Here is a 15,229-nt window from a genome sequence, read left to right as displayed (position 1 = left end):
GCGCCAGATTTAGCCGGGGTCGAACAGGTCCGCGGCTTCACCTATTTGTTAAAGGCAGGACGACCATGGCGAAAGCTACAACAATCAAGATCAAGCTGCTGTCGACGGCCGACACCGGTACTTTCTACGTCACCACCAAGAACAGCCGTACCTTCACGGACAAGATGACGAAGACCAAGTACGATCCAGTCGTACGCAAGCACGTTGAATTCAAGGAAACGAAGATCAAGTAATTTCCTTTGCAGACTATGCACAAAAAACGCGCCCCTTGAGGCGCGTTTTTTGTTGGGCGCTTTTCTGACTGGAAGACAACGCGCACCGAGATGCGCAAGCGGATGCGCCGAACGGGCTACTGCTGAGACAGAAATGTGCAGGAGAAGGAAAGTGGGTCGACCGGGACAGCAATGACAGCACGAGGAACCGTTCAATAGCGTCGCCGGTCGACCAGCCCCAAGACCCAGGAGATGCGGCGGACCTGAGCACCATGGGGGATTTGAATATCTTTGCTTCCCTGTAAGGAAAGCGTCCGGTCAAAGAACCCACGTTCTTCTACTTCCATACAGCCGCGAAATGCGCTGTTAGTGCAGAAGTTATCTTATGTAAGAAAGTGTCGCGTAAGATTTGGGGAAAATCAACAAATTATTAAACGAATCGTCGCGAGATCAGCCGATATGGTTAAATATCCCGCGATGATACAGCCATACAGCTAATACAGCGCAAATTAATACATAATAACTCCCCGCAATTTTGCAGGGTAAATTTCACCTCTCTAAAATAATATTTTAGAATAGACTTCAGCGCCTGCTCCGCCTGCCAGAATTTGCGTAGAACAAACATGCGGCCGGTATCCGGCAAAGTGATTTTCAACTGAAAAATCCAAGAAGTTTTTGCATTGCAAAACGCCACGGCAGGCCGCGCATCTTTCGATGTGACGACAATCAAGCCCACATCACAAATGCGACAGGTCTATACTGTTGTTGTGGATAACAATCAGAGGGCCGAAATATCAGCCCTGAAAATCTCATGCCGCCGAAGCGACAACGCGGTTGCGCCCGGCATTCTTCGCCTCGTAAAGCGCACGGTCAGCCTGGCGCATCAATTGCTCCGGCGTCTCGATCGAAGTCGAATTCGTGGCGATGCCGAGCGATGCCGTAATGTGCAATTCGCGGCCAGAACGCAGAACGAATGGTCTGCCTTCGATGATGGAGCGCAGGCGCTCCGCAACCGAGGCCGCCATTTCAACAGGCGTATCCGGCATGACGACGACGAACTCTTCGCCGCCATAACGGCAGGCAAGGTCCGCACCGCGCACAGTGGAGCGCACACGGCTTGCGAATTCACGCAGAACCTCATCGCCCGCATCATGGCCATAGGTGTCGTTAACATGCTTGAACCGGTCGATATCCGTCATGCAGACGGACAGAGGACGTCCGCGTGTGGCAGCACGGTTAAACAGAATCTTGAGGTGATTATCGAGGTAGCGGCGGTTGTTGAGACCCGTCAGATCGTCAATAACGGCCAATTCCATCGTCTGGTGCAGGTTTTCGCGCAGGCGATTGTTGAAGCGCTTGCGCTTGATCTGCGTCAGCGTACGGGCCACCAGCTCATTGGGATCGATGGGGCGCACGATGTAGTCATTGACGCCAAGCTCCAGCGCCCGCACGATCATCGTCTCGTCACCCTGCTCGGTAATCAGCAGCAGCGGCAGGAAACGTGTGCGTTCCAGCGAGCGCAGCTGCGAACACAGGCGCAGCGGATCGAAATCATCGAAATTGGAGTTGATGATGACCATTTCATAGTCATTCTCAGCCGCTTCAAAGAGCGCATTTCCCGGCTCTGCCAGCGCGAAGACTTCCGCCACCGGCTTCAACGCCTTTATGATGCGCTCCTGAGAACTGCCGCGGCCATCGACCAGCAGGACGCGACCGGGCTGCTCGATATGCGCGCCTTCGAGAATGGGATCCCCGACGCCGATGGTCTGAGCGGTCTCGGCACGCATGCGCAACTCGTCGCTCATGGTTTTCAGGCGCACGAGGCTTTTGACGCGGGAGATAAGCTGTAGATCATTGACGGGCTTGGTCAGGAAGTCGTCGGCACCGGCTTTGAGGCCGCGCACGCGGTCTGCCGGCTGATCGAGCGCGGTGACCATGACGACGGGAATATGGGCTGTTTTTGGATTGGCCTTCAGTCGTTCGCAGACTTCGAAGCCGTCCATATCGGGCATCATGATGTCGAGAAGGATGATGTCGACCTGCTCGGTGTTGCAGATATCCAGCGCTCTCGCACCGTTCTCCGCGCAGAGAACATCGAAATATTCCGCCGACAGCCGAGCTTCGAGCAGCTTCACATTTGTCGGAATGTCATCGACGACCAGAATTCTCGCAGTCATTCGCCCAACCCTGTCTCACGCATCGCCAAGATAAGTTTTGATCGTCTCGATGAACTTTGGCACAGAAATCGGCTTGGAGACATAGGCTTCGCATCCGCCCTGACGAATACGCTCCTCGTCACCCTTCATGGCAAAAGCCGTAACCGCGATGACGGGTATAACATGAAGCTCGTCGTCTTCCTTCAGCCATTTCGTGACTTCCAGTCCGGAAACCTCCGGCAGCTGGATATCCATCAAAATCAGATCGGGGCGATGCTTGCGGGCAAGTTCGAGTGCTTCCATGCCATTGCGGGTCTGGATGGTGGTATAGCCAGACGCCTCTATCAGATCACGAAAGAGCTTCATGTTCAGCTCGTTGTCTTCAACTATCATGACCTGTTTAGGCATGGAACCAGTCCTTGTTTCGCTTTGAAACCACTTCATAGACATATAGGGTGTCAAAGAACCGATTCCATTATCCCCCAGGGCGGTACGCTAGTGGGATTTGGTTGAGAAATAGGTAACTTCAGTAAACAAATGCTGCGCGACACAAAAAACGACAGGACTGTTCGCAAAGACGGCCATGAAACGGCCATCGCCATACTTGGCTGGCTGGCCAGTGAGCCCGATATGCTTGCCCGTTTTCTCGCGCTCACCGGCGTGCAGCCGAACATGTTGCGCCAGGCCGTCAACGACCCCGGCTTCCTCGCTGGCCTGATCGACTTCATCATGAGCCACGAACCCGACCTGATGGCCTTCTGCGCAGCAACCGGAACCAAGCCTGAAGACGTTGAAGCAGCGTGGCACCAGTTCTCCGGCCCAGGGCTGAGTTCTGGCGAATATTGAGCGCTCAGTTACGCCGGGAGCTACGTTTCAGATGGCACCTTTTTCTGCGTTAGGCGTCCATTTGGCTGCGGCTCGATATAAGTGGCATTCTGCCAGAACGTTTCGTCAAGCTCTGAGATATCATCGTAATTTATCTCGTCATCAGACAGCGCTGCGAGCTGTTTAAGACTCAGTTCTTTTTCGTACGTCTTCGTCACATCGCACCGTCTCTCTATCAGTACAGGGTAAGAGAACGCGATTGAAAGTCGCGGCTTTGTTCCTTTCGCCGAGAGGGCCAAACGCTGCCGATCCTGTACTCTGCTATATCTGACTTCCAATAGAATGCCCCCTTGAGCCGTGAAAAGCAAAGGATTATGGTGCCGGACGTTCTCTTTTTGTTTCTGAGCCATGGCCGCTGCACTCTCGACCTATGATCCCGGTTTCTGCCGTGACTGTCTGGCTGGCCAGCCGGAGGGCATCCGGCGTTGTCGCAAGTGTGGCAGCCCTCGCCTCGTCTTTCATTCCGAGCTTTACGATCTGCCGATTGCCCATATCGATTGCGATGCCTTTTACGCGTCAGTCGAGAAGCGCGACAATCCCGAGCTTGCCGACAAGCCGCTGATTATCGGCGGCGGCAAGCGTGGGGTGGTTTCGACGGCATGCTACATTGCGCGCATCCACGGCGTGCGCTCGGCCATGCCGATGTTCAAGGCGCTGGAGGCGTGCCCGCAGGCGGTTGTGGTGAAACCGAACATGGAGAAATACGTCAAGGTCGGGCGGGAAATCCGTGCCATGATGCAGGATTTGACGCCGCTGGTGCAGCCGATTTCCATTGATGAGGCGTTTCTCGATCTTTCCGGCACCGAGCGGCTGCACCACGATCCGCCTGCGCGCGTGCTTGCGGAATTCGCGCGCCGGGTGGAGAAGGAAATCGGTATTACCGTTTCCGTCGGGCTGTCTTATTGCAAGTTTCTGGCAAAGGTGGCGTCCGACCTGCAAAAGCCGCGTGGCTTTTCGGTGATCGGCGAAAAGGAGGCGATGTCCTTCCTGGCAGCCCGGCCCGTTACGACTATCTGGGGTGTCGGCAAGGCCTTTGCCGCCACGCTGGAGGCGGATGGCATCCGCATGATCTCACAGTTGCAGGAGATGGATGAGAGCGACCTGATGCGCCGTTATGGCTCCATGGGCCAGCGGCTGTTCCGGCTGTCGCGCGGCATAGACGACCGCGACGTTCACACCAACGATCCGGCCAAAAGCGTTTCTTCCGAAACGACATTCTTCAACGATATTTCACGCCACGAGGATCTGGTGCCGATCCTGCGCTCGCTCTCCGAAAAGGTGGCATGGCGGCTAAAAAAGAACGAGGTGGCCGGGCATACCGTCGTTTTGAAGATGAAGACGGCGGATTTCAAATCCCGCACCCGCAACAAACGTTTGGAAGACCCGACGCAGCTTGCCGACAGGATATTCCGCACGGGTATTTCGCTGCTGGAAAAAGAGACCGACGGCACGAAGTTCCGGCTGATCGGCATCGGAGTTTCCGACCTGTGTCACCCAACCCTTGCCGACCCGCCCGACCTTGTGGACAAAGGTGCAGGGCGTCGTGCGGCGGCGGAGGCTGCCATGGACAAGCTGCGCGACAAATTCGGCAAGGGAGCCGTCGAGACCGGCTACACATTCGGTGCGAAAAAGTAACCGGTTACACACAGTCGTGCTGATATTTAAAAGTTTCCTTAAATCCCACGCGCTACTCTGACCTGTGAAAAAGCCACCCTGGTTTTTAGGTGGCCCTTAGCTCCTGTGCCTTGCGTATGAAGGCACGTTTTGTATTGCGTTGGAGTGACATGATGTTGCGTGCATTTGTGGGAGCCTGTCTCCTTTCGACTTCCGTTCTGGTGCAGACGGCCTTTGCCGGGGATGCGCGAAGCCTGCAGGTAGTCGTTTCCAAGAGCGAGCAGATGCTGTCGCTCTATGAGGACGGCGAAGTGATTGCGACGTCGAAAGTCTCCACCGGCAAGGCGGGGCATGACACGCCGAGCGGCATCTTCTCCATCATCGACAAGCGCAAATACCACGAGTCCAATATCTATTCGGCAGCGCCCATGCCCTTCATGCAGCGGCTGACATGGTCCGGTATTGCGCTGCATGAGGGCCGCGTGCCGAACTACCCGGCCTCGCATGGCTGCATTCGCCTGCCTGCCAAATTCGCCAAGTCGCTCTACGGCACGACGGCGCGTGGCGTGCATGTCATCATTTCCGATGCGGATGTCGCGCTGCGCCACATCGACCACCCTGCCCTTTTGCAGCCCAAGGACACGGCGGATGACGGGTTGATGCTATCTGATGTTGAGCTACGTCCGGCAAGCTTCGACGCGTCGCTGAAGCTGGTGGAAGTCGCGGTCAACCAGACAACGAGTTCCGTGAAGCCAAAGGCGTCGGCAGAAACCAACCGTTCGCCGCTTCGCATTCTGATTACCCGTCGCGGCGACCGTGAGAAGATCATGGATGTGCAGCGACTGTTGACCAGCATCGGCTTCGATGCAGGCGTGGCCGATGGTTTCATGGGGCAGATGACCGAGACCGCCATCAATGGCTTCAAGCGCTGGAAGAATATGAAGACCACCGGCCCGCTGCTGAGCGATGATTTCGTGGATGCGCTTTACGCTTCCGCTGGTGCAGAAGCCGCGCCGAACGGCCAGCTCATGGTACGGCGGGATTTCAAGCCCCTGCTTGAAGCGCCTATCCACATAAAAGACCCGCATGTGGCGCTCGGCACCCATTTCTTCGAGGTCATCGATATGGACCGCGACAAGGGCAAGGCGGAATGGAACGGCCTGACGCTGGAGAACCATCTGCCAGCAGTCGCGAGAAAACGCCTCGGCATCGACGTGGCGGATGCGCCGGGCGGTTCTAACCAGCTGAGTGCGGTGCTGGATCGCCTGGAGATACCGGATGTGATCCGTGACAAGCTGGAGGCAGAGCTTGCCGTCGGCAGTTCCATCACCGTTGCCGATCTCAGCCACGGGCTGGAAACCGGACAGGGCACGGACTTCATTACCGTGACGCGCGACCGCCCAATGTAACGGAGTGCCTCTGCCGCAGGATGTGCACGTCTTGCGGGAACGGAAGCCGGACCAACGGCGTTCACATAGCTCACCATTACAGCGTGGAGAGCCAGCAAATGAACATCAAATATGTAGCAGCCGCCATTCTTGGTCTGGCCTGCGTCTCGGCAGCGGAATCACCTAAAAATTACAGCGTTTATGCCGGGCCGGACGTGACAAGCGATCCCATCATTCTCGACGTCTATGACCGGGCGCTGTCAAACTGCTCGGCTGAAGCCAGCTCGCCACCACGCGGCACCGCCTACACGACATCCTATTACTACAATGCGGCGCTGCGGGCGTGCCTGTCTCGCCACGGCTTTATCGACAAGGGTGCTTTTGCTTTTCCGACCAACAGCTTGTTCTGAAGTCGGTTTAAGTTTCCGCAACAAGAAGTTGTTTTTAAATCAGATCAGTTCGACATCGATGACACCAGAGGCGGAGCGGAATGCTGCGCCTATTTCCGGTGAGATGCGGTATCTGCCCGGCAATTCCACCTCAATTTCGCGCTGACCGTCATCCTTGATCAACACGAAATAGACCGCGCCATCGCCCTTGTTGAGGTGGTGCGCCAGCGCCTTCATCGGGCCGGAATCGCGCAGATAAACGCGCAGCGCCTTCTGCATCTGGACGGATTTTTCCTCCAGTGATTGGGCGGTCTGAATGCGCAGGCCAATTCCTTCTGGCCGTTCTTCCGCCTGGACAGTAATCACAAGCGACTTACCGACCTCTAGCAAATCGCGGTATTGGCCAAGCCCTTCCGAAAACAACACGGCCTCATACTGGCCCGAGGCGTCCGAGAAGGTGACGATGCCCATCTTGTTGCCGGTGCGGGTCTTGCGTTCCTGCTTGCCGGTGACTGTGCCGGCCAGACGGCCAGCGGTGGCGCCCTGTTTCACCGAAGCCGTGAAGTCGGCAATATTCTGCACGCGCAGCTTATCGAGAATGGCGCGGTAGGTATCGAGCGGATGGGCGGTGAGGTAGAAGCCCAGCACCTGATATTCCCGTAGCAGCTTTTCCGAGGCAAGCCATGGCTGATAGGCGGGCAGCACCAGCTTTTCCGGGCCGCTTGCACTGCCGGAGCCGAACATATCATGCTGGCCGCTGACCCGGCGGCTCTGGGCAATCTGCGCGTAACCGATGATGCGGTCCAGCCCGCCGATGAGTTCGGCGCGGTCCTTGCCGAAGCAATCGAAAGCGCCCGCATTGATGAGACTTTCCAGCACGCGGCGGTTGACCTGTTTGGGGTCGATCCGCAGGCAGAAATCTTCAAGGCTGGTGAATGGCTTTTCGCCGCGCACTTCAACGATGTGATCGACCGCGCCCTCGCCCACGCCTTTTAGCGCCGCCAGCGAATAATAGATGCGGTTTTCACCCGGCTCGAAACGGCGGTGGGATGTCTGCACCGATGGCGCGACGATCTCAATGCCCATGCGGCCTGCGTCCTGACGGAAGTCATTGACCTTTTCCGTGTTGGCCATATCCAGCGTCATGGAACCCGCGAGGAATTCCACCGGGAAATGCGCCTTCATATAGGCCGTCTGGTAGGAGACGATGGCGTAAGCGGCAGCGTGGGATTTGTTGAAGCCGTAATTGGCGAACTTGGCCAAAAGGTCGAAGATGGTATCGGACTGCGCCTTGGAAACGTTGTTGCGGATCGCGCCTTCTACGAAACGCTCACGCTGCTGGTCCATTTCCTCCTTGATCTTCTTACCCATGGCGCGGCGCAGAAGATCGGCTTCACCCAGCGAATAGCCGGACAGGACCTGAGCGATCTGCATCACCTGCTCCTGATAAACGATAACGCCCTGCGTTTCCTTCAGCAGATGATCGATGGTCGGGTGGATCGACTCGATCTCTTCCTCACCATGTTTACGGGCATTATAGACCGGGATGTTTTCCATCGGGCCCGGACGATAGAGCGCCACCAGCGCAATGATATCTTCGATACAGTCCGGGCGCATGCCGATCAGCGCCTTGCGCATGCCCGCACTTTCCACCTGGAACACACCGATGGTTTCGCCGCGCGACAGCATTTCATAGGTCTTCTGGTCATCCAACGGGATAGCCGCCAGATCGACGGAAATGCCGCGCTTGGCAACGAAGTCCACTGCCACTTTCAGAACCGTCAGCGTTTTCAGACCCAGAAAGTCGAATTTGACGAGACCGGCGCTTTCCACCCATTTCATGTTGAACTGCGTGACTGGCATGTCCGAGCGCGGATCGCGATACATCGGCACGAGCTTTGACAGCGGACGGTCGCCGATAACGATACCAGCGGCATGGGTGGAGGCGTGGCGATACAGGCCTTCGATCTTCTGGGCGATATCCAGAAGACGGGCGACGACGGGTTCCTTGTCGGCCTCTTCCTGAAAACGTGGCTCTTCCTCGATGGCCTTGGAGAGCGGCGTGGGATTAGCCGGATTGTTGGGCACCAACTTGCAGATGCGGTCCACCTGACCATAAGGCATTTCCAGCACGCGACCGACATCGCGCAAGGCCGCGCGCGCCTGTAAAGAACCGAAGGTTATGATCTGCGCCACCTGCTCGCGGCCATATTTGCGCTGCACGTAGCGAATGACCTCTTCGCGGCGGTCCTGACAGAAGTCGATATCGAAGTCGGGCATCGATACGCGTTCCGGATTGAGGAAGCGTTCGAACAGCAACGAGAAGCGCAGCGGATCGACATCGGTGATGGTGAGCGCGTAAGCAACCAGCGAGCCCGCACCCGAACCACGGCCCGGGCCGACGGGGATATCCTGCTGTTTGGCCCATTTGATGAAGTCGGCAACGATGAGGAAGTAGCCGGGGAATTTCATGCGTTCGATGACGCCGAGTTCGAAATCCAGCCGGTCGCGATATTCCTGCTCGGTATAACCCGGCGCCATACCGAGCGAGGCCAGACGCTGGTCGAGCCCTTCAACGGCCTGACGACGAAGCTCGAGCGACTCGGCGCGTTCCGCCTCTTCCGGGTCATCGCTGGCACCGGTGAAACGCGGCAGGATCGGCCCGCGTTTTTTGAGAACATAAGAGCAGCGCTGCGCGATCTCGATTGTGTTTTCCAAAGACTCGGGAATGTCGGCAAAAAGCGCCATCATCTCGCTGCGGCTTTTCAGATAATGGTCCGGCGTGAGGCGGAATCTGCTGTCATCGGAGACGATGGCATTGTGGGCCACGGCCATCAAGGCATCGTGCGCATCGTAATCCGCACGCGACGGGAAGAACGCCTCATTGGTGGCGACGAGCGGAATGTCATGCTCATAGGCCAGAGAAATCACGCGGCGCTCATGGGCGCGGTCGAAATTGCCCTGACGCTGCAATTCCATATAGAGACGGTCGCCGAAGAGCTCCTTCAGCACCAGCAAGCGCTTCGTCGCTAGATTGGTATGGCCATCTCGCAGCGCCATATCGATGGGTCCGCCCGACGCACCGGTGAGAACGATCAGACCGCTATTGTCACCCTCCTCCAGCCAGGACTTGGTAATGCTGACCGCATGGCCCGTACCTTCGCCATCCAGATAGGCGCGGCTGATCAGATCGACCAGTCGTTCATAGCCTTTCGCATCCGCAGCCAGGACAACGACGGACGGCAGCTTGGCTAGGTTGTTGTTGCCGCGTTTGTCATCGGTTGCGTCCTGCAAATCGAGCGAGATCTGGCAGCCAATGATGGGCTGCAAGCCCTCGTCTCGCGCCTTTTCGGAGAACTCCAGCGCGACGAACAGATTGTTGGTATCGGTAATGGCGATGGCGGGCTGACCGTCGCTGACGGCCTTGGCCATGATTTTCTTCAAGGGCAACGCGCCCTCGAGAAGGGAGTAGGCAGAGTGCACCCGAAGGTGAACGAAGCCGGGTGTTTTCAGCTCATGTGCGGCCTTGTCACCGCTCACCAAAATCTCACCCATTTTACTTTATCCCGCCATTCTGATTCAGCGGGATTTTCGGATTTCCTGAAGGCAAAGTCCACTGCCTAAGGTTAAGTTTATACGTCATTTCCGGTTGAAACGACGTCAACACATCACATGGAAGTGAGGATCACCGAGAAGCTGGCAACAAAGACGGCGATGGAAGCGAAGGCGGCAATGTCACGGATGATGTCGGTCATTTGTCTCTCCATACTCTTTATGTTCTAGCTTTGTTCTTATTTGGTTCCATTGTCAACTGCTTATTTGTCACCCTTGTCTTGTCAACGCACGCCGAGTCGTGCGGGTTCCCGCGTTCGATTCGCGGCAAGTGCTTGACTCGAAAAGGCAAACCGGGGGCGGTGGCGTTATGAGATGGCCACAAAAAATCGGCACGTTGTCAGCGGGTTTGAAGCTGAGCTTAGAATTGTGCAGACTCGCATCATCGTTGATAATGCCAGTCCCAGTAGATTAGTATCTGCGTTTTATTTTGAATATATGCGGAAACACTTATAACGCTTAACAAAAATACGTCTCAACCAATAGACACATGCTTCGCGCAAGTTAAACTGGCAATAACACAACCATGTCTTCTGTGAATCCTAATTTAAGGTTCAGGTTGAACGTCACAATTAAAGCGTTCCAGAAGACGACGGGGCAGAGCGGCTTAATATAAGCTGCTCACATCACTACACTGGCTTAGAGTTTTCAAAATGAGCGAAACAGCGACAAGCAACGACGAAATTCTTCAAAAGATTTTATCTGTATCCAACTTTGCGATGTCATCCCCACCAACCGGTTCCTTCAACCTGAACTTCATTTCCAGGTTGACTGCGGGTGTGACATCCAGTCAGTATATGCATACCAAGATGTTAGCCGCAGAACATCTCAACACGACGGAAGACCTGATCGACTACGCCTGCCGAGCGGCAAAGGTCGAAGGTCTGGTTCTCGAATTCGGCGTTTTCTCGGGTCGGTCCATCAACCGCATCGCACAGAACATCAGCACACCGGTTCACGGCTTTGACAGCTTCGAAGGCCTACCGGAAGCTTGGCGTCCGGGCTTCGATAAGGGTGCTTTCGCACGCGAAGGCCTGCCGCAGGTTCTGCCAAATGTCGAACTCGTCATCGGCTGGTTCGACCGCACGCTGCCCGCCTTCCTTGACTCGCATCAGGGCCCAGCCTCGCTGATCCATGTCGATTGCGATCTCTACTCCTCGACACAGACCGTATTCACGCAGTTGCGTGACCGTATCGTGCCGGGCACGATCATTCTGTTCGATGAGTATTTCAACTATCCTGGCTGGGAACTGCATGAGTACAAGGCTTTCCAGGAATTTGTTGAAACGGCTGGCGTTCAGTACGACTACATTGGTTTGAACGTCAACAATCAGCAGGTCGCAGTGCGTGTAAACGCGATCCGCCCACGATAAGCGTCTGAACGAAGATGCGCCGGAGCGCGGGGCTCTGGCGCATCTTCACCATCCGTATTCAAAGAAAAAGCACGGCGTGATAGCCGTGCTTTTTTTATTTGAACCGGAGAAGTCGGGCGCCGATCAGAACTCGACGATCTTGCCTTCGCTGAGCGTGACGCGGCGGTCCATGCGGCCGGCGAGTTCGTGGTTGTGGGTGGCGATGAGTGCTGCGAGACCGGACTGGCGGACCAGGGCTTCGAGAGCACCGAACACATAGGATGCGGTTTCCGGATCAAGGTTGCCGGTTGGCTCGTCGGCCAGCAGCAGAAGCGGCGCGTTGGCAACGGCACGGGCGATGGCTACGCGCTGCTGTTCACCACCGGAAAGTTCCGACGGGCGGTGGTCTGCCCGGTGGCCGATGCGCATATAGTCCAGCAGCGCCTTGGCGCGTTCACTGGCTTCCGCATGCTTCAGCCCGGAAATCAGCTGCGGCATCATGATGTTTTCGAGCGCGGTGAATTCCGGCAGCAAGTGATGGAACTGGTAGACGAAACCGATGTCGCTGCGGCGGATCAGGGTGCGCTCTTCATCCGAGAGATCGCCACAGGATCTGCCATTGACCACGACTTCGCCCGCATCGGGATGTTCCAGCAAACCGGCCAGATGTAGCAGCGTGGATTTGCCAGTGCCTGAGGGTGCCACGAGCGCGACGATCTCGCCGCTTCTGAGCTGAAGGTCGGCATTCTTCAAGATGGATAGGCTGGTTTCGCCCTGCCCGTAGGTCCGTTCCACGCCGGAAAGCTGCAACGCTATTTTCTGTGCCATGGTGTGAAGCAGTCCTTATTCGTAACGCAGGGCTTGGACTGGATCGAGCTTTGATGCCCGCCATGCCGGAAAGATCGTTGCCAGAAAAGACAAGGTCAGCGCCATGATGACGACCGTCATGGTTTCGCTCAGCTGCATTTCTGCCGGAAGCTGGCTGAGGAAATAAAGCTGCGGATCGAAAAGGACGGTGCCTGAAATCCACGAGAAGAACTGACGGATCGATTCCACGTTGAGACAGACGATGACGCCGAGCCCGACGCCCGCGAAAGTGCCGACGATGCCGATGGCGGCGCCCGTCATGAAGAAGATGCGCATGATGGAGCCCGAGCTTGCGCCCATGGTGCGCAGAATGGCGATATCGCTGCCCTTGTCCTTCACCAGCATGATGAGGCCGGAGATGATGTTGAGCGCCGCCACCAGCACGATCAGCGTCAGAATCATGAACATGACGTTGCGCTCCACCTGAAGGGCGGAGAAGAAGGTCTGGTTTCGTTGTCGCCAGTCGGTGATATAGATCTGCCGCCCGGCTGCCGTCTCCACCAGCGGTCTGATGCCATCGACATTGTCAGGATGTGTGACGAAGAGCTCTATGGACTGAACGATGCCTTCATTGTTAAAATACAACTGCGCTTCGGACAGCGGCATATAGATCATCGAGGCATCATATTCCGACATGCCGATCTCGAAAACGCCCGAGATCGTGTAGGATTTCACGCGCGGATTGACGCCCATCGGCGTTACGTCACCTTCCGGTGATATCAGCGTAATCTGATCGCCCGCCGTCACGCCTAGCTGGGACGCAAGACGCGAGCCGACGAGAACGCCCTGCCCAGACATATAGCCGACGAGATCGCCGACCTTGATGTTGCCGGAGACTTCCTTGATCTTTTCAATATCTTCGGTGCGAACGCCGCGCACAAGTGCGCCACTGCCTGCACCGCCACGACCCGACGCCAGCGTCTGACCTTCGACCAGCGGCAAAGCCATGGTGACACCGGGAACGGCGGCGAATTTCTTGGCCAGATCGTCATAGTCCTTCAACGGCGAGTCGATAGGCTGGACGATCATATGGCCGTTAATGCCGAGAATGCGGGAAATCAGCTCCGTGCGGAAACCGTTCATGACCGCCATGACGATGATCAGCGTCGCAACGCCGAGCATGATGCCAACGAAGGAGAACCCTGCGATGACGGAAATGAACGCTTCCTTGCGGCGCGAACGCAGGTAGCGCCAGGCCACCATGCGCTCGAAGGCCGAAAATGGCCGGGCGGCTCCACCCTTTACGGAAGAGCCTGCACCGTTATCAGCCTCGGCTTTTGCCATGTCTTCTCCTTATCGGCTTCTCAGCCAAGCACCCTGTTCATTGCCGCTTCGACGGTCACGGTCTCGCGTGCGCCGGTCTTGCGATCCTTGACTTCCACTTCGCCAGCCGCAATGCCGCGCGGACCAACGATGACCTGCACCGGCACGCCGATGAGATCGGCCGTCGCAAACTTCTGGCCAGCACGGTCGTCCGTATCGTCGTACAGAACATCCTTGCCGGCGTTGGTCAGCGAGTAATACAGCTTTTCACAAGCCGCATCACAGGCAGCGTCACCTGCCTTCATGTTGATGATGACGACATCGAATGGAGCAACCGATTCTGGCCAGATGATTCCGTTCTCGTCATGCGATGCTTCAATGATGGCGGGAACAAGGCGGGTCGGGCCAATGCCATAGGAACCCATGTGGACAAGGTGTTCCTTGCCATCAGGGCCCTGAACTTTCGCGCCCATCGGCTCGGAATATTTCGTGCCGAAATAGAAGATGTGACCGACTTCGATGCCGCGTGCAGACAAACGCTCACCTTCAGGGATCGCATTGAAAGCGGCTTCATCGTGCATTTCAGACGTGGCGGCGTAATCCGTCGTCCACTCGTTGAAAATGCCCTGCAGACCATCGACGTCATCGAAGTTGGTATCGTCGGAGGGAATGCCGCGATCTAGGAAGCTCTTGTGGCAGAACACTTCCGATTCACCCGTGTCAGCCAGAATGATGAATTCATGGCTGTGGTTGCCGCCAATCGGGCCTGTATCGGCGCGCATGGGGATGGCACGCAGCCCAAGGCGCGAGAAGGTGCGCAGGTAGGCAGTGAACATCTTGTTATAAGAATGGATCGCGTCTTCCTTGGTCAGGTCGAAGGAATAGGCATCCTTCATCAGAAATTCACGCGAGCGCATGGTGCCGAAACGCGGGCGAACCTCGTCACGGAACTTGAGCTGAATGTGGTAGAGGTTCAGCGGCAGGGTCTTGTAGGATTTCACATAGGACCGGAAGATGTCCGTGATCATCTCTTCATTCGTCGGACCATAGAGCATCTGGCGATCCTGACGATCCTTGATGCGCAGCATTTCCTTGCCGTAATCATCGTAACGACCGCTTTCCTGCCAAAGCTCGGCCGTCTGAAGCGTCGGCATCAACAGCTCGATGGCGCCGGAGCGATCCTGCTCTTCACGGATGATCTTGTTAACCTTGTCCATGACCCGCTTGCCCAGCGGCAGCCAGGAGTAAATGCCTTGGCTTTGCTGACGAACCATGCCCGCACGCAGCATAAGGCGGTGCGAGACGATTTCCGCTTCCTTGGGATTTTCCTTGAGGATTGGCAAAAAGTAACGGCTAAGACGCATGGGTGTTTCCATTTTGTGACGACGCCTCGCCTACGCGCGGGAATCGCCGGAATAACGGGATATTTGCGCCGTACATAGCGGTTTCCTTATCAGAAGGAAACCCGCAGCACTGCGCGTGTGGGCGCTT

At 56.5% G+C, this 15,229-nt stretch carries 14 protein-coding genes; 6 read left to right on the top strand and 8 right to left on the bottom strand.

Features of this window, described 5'->3' with window-relative positions; all coding sequences use genetic code 11:
* The first annotated feature begins 65 nt into the window (after positions 1 to 65).
* Entirely contained in the window at positions 66 to 233 is a 168-nt protein-coding gene (gene rpmG, locus ABUK73_RS00600) for a 50S ribosomal protein L33 (protein ID WP_003496403.1), read from the top strand.
* Between the two features lie 442 nt (positions 234 to 675).
* Here the strand turns inward: rpmG and ABUK73_RS00595 are convergent, their stop codons facing one another.
* The 3 genes from ABUK73_RS00595 to ABUK73_RS00585 all read right to left on the bottom strand — a co-directional run bounded on the left by ABUK73_RS00595 (position 676) and on the right by ABUK73_RS00585 (position 2,776).
* On the bottom strand, positions 676 to 942 hold the full coding sequence (locus tag ABUK73_RS00595; RefSeq protein WP_353575610.1) for a hypothetical protein: 267 nt from the start codon (positions 940 to 942) through the stop codon (positions 676 to 678).
* 79 nt (positions 943 to 1,021) lie between these two features.
* Positions 1,022 to 2,389: a PleD family two-component system response regulator gene (locus tag ABUK73_RS00590; RefSeq protein WP_353575609.1), complete on the bottom strand. Its 1,368-nt coding sequence runs from the start codon at positions 2,387 to 2,389 to the stop codon at positions 1,022 to 1,024.
* Positions 2,390 to 2,404: 15 nt separating this feature from the next.
* The gene (locus tag ABUK73_RS00585) at positions 2,405 to 2,776 is read right to left on the bottom strand and encodes a response regulator (RefSeq protein WP_034854043.1); all 372 of its coding nucleotides are present in this window, start codon (positions 2,774 to 2,776) and stop codon (positions 2,405 to 2,407) included.
* A 129-nt stretch (positions 2,777 to 2,905) separates the two neighbouring features.
* On the opposite strand from ABUK73_RS00585, the gene ABUK73_RS00580 reads away from it, so the two are divergent.
* Positions 2,906 to 3,214, top strand: coding sequence for a DUF3572 domain-containing protein (locus tag ABUK73_RS00580; protein ID WP_113088334.1), 309 nt, complete (start codon positions 2,906 to 2,908; stop codon positions 3,212 to 3,214).
* A 20-nt stretch (positions 3,215 to 3,234) separates the two neighbouring features.
* Here ABUK73_RS00580 and ABUK73_RS00575 read toward each other — a convergent pair whose 3' ends face one another.
* Entirely contained in the window at positions 3,235 to 3,603 is a 369-nt protein-coding gene (locus ABUK73_RS00575; protein WP_353575608.1) for a hypothetical protein, read from the bottom strand.
* Between ABUK73_RS00575 and ABUK73_RS00570 the strand changes: the two genes are divergently transcribed.
* The 3 genes from ABUK73_RS00570 (at position 3,602) to ABUK73_RS00560 (ending at position 6,665) form a co-directional block, all read left to right on the top strand.
* Positions 3,602 to 4,888 carry a DNA polymerase IV gene (locus ABUK73_RS00570; protein ID WP_353575607.1) on the top strand — a complete coding sequence of 429 codons (1,287 nt, stop codon included), beginning with the start codon at positions 3,602 to 3,604 and terminating at the stop codon, positions 4,886 to 4,888. The two genes, ABUK73_RS00575 and ABUK73_RS00570, sit on opposite strands and share 2 nt — an antisense overlap.
* 149 nt (positions 4,889 to 5,037) lie before the next feature.
* Positions 5,038 to 6,276: a L,D-transpeptidase family protein gene (locus ABUK73_RS00565; RefSeq protein ID WP_353575606.1), complete on the top strand. Its 1,239-nt coding sequence runs from the start codon at positions 5,038 to 5,040 to the stop codon at positions 6,274 to 6,276.
* 98 nt (positions 6,277 to 6,374) lie between these two features.
* Positions 6,375 to 6,665 carry a hypothetical protein gene (locus ABUK73_RS00560; protein ID WP_353575605.1) on the top strand — a complete coding sequence of 97 codons (291 nt, stop codon included), beginning with the start codon at positions 6,375 to 6,377 and terminating at the stop codon, positions 6,663 to 6,665.
* A 39-nt stretch (positions 6,666 to 6,704) separates the two neighbouring features.
* On the opposite strand, the gene dnaE is transcribed toward ABUK73_RS00560, so the two are convergent.
* Positions 6,705 to 10,199 carry a DNA polymerase III subunit alpha gene (dnaE, locus tag ABUK73_RS00555; RefSeq protein WP_353575604.1) on the bottom strand — a complete coding sequence of 1,165 codons (3,495 nt, stop codon included), beginning with the start codon at positions 10,197 to 10,199 and terminating at the stop codon, positions 6,705 to 6,707.
* 866 nt (positions 10,200 to 11,065) lie between these two features.
* Between dnaE and ABUK73_RS00550 the strand changes: the two genes are divergently transcribed.
* Positions 11,066 to 11,629: a class I SAM-dependent methyltransferase gene (locus ABUK73_RS00550; protein WP_353575603.1), complete on the top strand. Its 564-nt coding sequence runs from the start codon at positions 11,066 to 11,068 to the stop codon at positions 11,627 to 11,629.
* 123 nt (positions 11,630 to 11,752) lie between these two features.
* On the opposite strand, the gene ABUK73_RS00545 is transcribed toward ABUK73_RS00550, so the two are convergent.
* Genes ABUK73_RS00545 through proS form a run of 3 tightly spaced genes read right to left on the bottom strand, consistent with a single transcriptional unit; the run spans position 11,753 to position 15,102 of the window.
* Positions 11,753 to 12,436: an ABC transporter ATP-binding protein gene (locus ABUK73_RS00545; protein WP_353575602.1), complete on the bottom strand. Its 684-nt coding sequence runs from the start codon at positions 12,434 to 12,436 to the stop codon at positions 11,753 to 11,755.
* 15 nt (positions 12,437 to 12,451) lie between these two features.
* The gene (locus tag ABUK73_RS00540) at positions 12,452 to 13,759 is read right to left on the bottom strand and encodes a lipoprotein-releasing ABC transporter permease subunit (protein ID WP_113089446.1); all 1,308 of its coding nucleotides are present in this window, start codon (positions 13,757 to 13,759) and stop codon (positions 12,452 to 12,454) included.
* 20 nt (positions 13,760 to 13,779) lie between these two features.
* Positions 13,780 to 15,102: a proline--tRNA ligase gene (gene proS, locus ABUK73_RS00535; protein WP_353575601.1), complete on the bottom strand. Its 1,323-nt coding sequence runs from the start codon at positions 15,100 to 15,102 to the stop codon at positions 13,780 to 13,782.
* Positions 15,103 to 15,229 lie beyond the last annotated feature (127 nt).

Origin of the sequence: Agrobacterium vacciniicorymbosi, assembly GCF_040427045.1 — a bacterium.
GTDB lineage: Bacteria > Pseudomonadota > Alphaproteobacteria > Rhizobiales > Rhizobiaceae > Agrobacterium.
The sequence above is the reverse complement of the archived record's forward strand: the minus strand, read 5'-3'. Positions and strand labels throughout refer to the sequence as shown.

What these genes read in the sequence shown, in the direction of transcription:
- rpmG (WP_003496403.1), top strand. Translation starts at nt 66, where the DNA reads ATGGCGAAAGCTACAACAATCAAGATCAAGCTGCTGTCGACGGCCGAC.
- ABUK73_RS00590 (WP_353575609.1), bottom strand. Translation starts at nt 2,389, where the DNA reads ATGACTGCGAGAATTCTGGTCGTCGATGACATTCCGACAAATGTGAAG.
- ABUK73_RS00585 (WP_034854043.1), bottom strand. Translation starts at nt 2,776, where the DNA reads ATGCCTAAACAGGTCATGATAGTTGAAGACAACGAGCTGAACATGAAG.
- ABUK73_RS00580 (WP_113088334.1), top strand. Translation starts at nt 2,906, where the DNA reads ATGCTGCGCGACACAAAAAACGACAGGACTGTTCGCAAAGACGGCCAT.
- ABUK73_RS00570 (WP_353575607.1), top strand. Translation starts at nt 3,602, where the DNA reads ATGGCCGCTGCACTCTCGACCTATGATCCCGGTTTCTGCCGTGACTGT.
- ABUK73_RS00575 (WP_353575608.1), bottom strand. Translation starts at nt 3,603, where the DNA reads ATGGCTCAGAAACAAAAAGAGAACGTCCGGCACCATAATCCTTTGCTT.
- ABUK73_RS00565 (WP_353575606.1), top strand. Translation starts at nt 5,038, where the DNA reads ATGATGTTGCGTGCATTTGTGGGAGCCTGTCTCCTTTCGACTTCCGTT.
- ABUK73_RS00560 (WP_353575605.1), top strand. Translation starts at nt 6,375, where the DNA reads ATGAACATCAAATATGTAGCAGCCGCCATTCTTGGTCTGGCCTGCGTC.
- dnaE (WP_353575604.1), bottom strand. Translation starts at nt 10,199, where the DNA reads ATGGGTGAGATTTTGGTGAGCGGTGACAAGGCCGCACATGAGCTGAAA.
- ABUK73_RS00550 (WP_353575603.1), top strand. Translation starts at nt 11,066, where the DNA reads ATGTTAGCCGCAGAACATCTCAACACGACGGAAGACCTGATCGACTAC.
- ABUK73_RS00545 (WP_353575602.1), bottom strand. Translation starts at nt 12,436, where the DNA reads ATGGCACAGAAAATAGCGTTGCAGCTTTCCGGCGTGGAACGGACCTAC.
- ABUK73_RS00540 (WP_113089446.1), bottom strand. Translation starts at nt 13,759, where the DNA reads ATGGCAAAAGCCGAGGCTGATAACGGTGCAGGCTCTTCCGTAAAGGGT.
- proS (WP_353575601.1), bottom strand. Translation starts at nt 15,102, where the DNA reads ATGCGTCTTAGCCGTTACTTTTTGCCAATCCTCAAGGAAAATCCCAAG.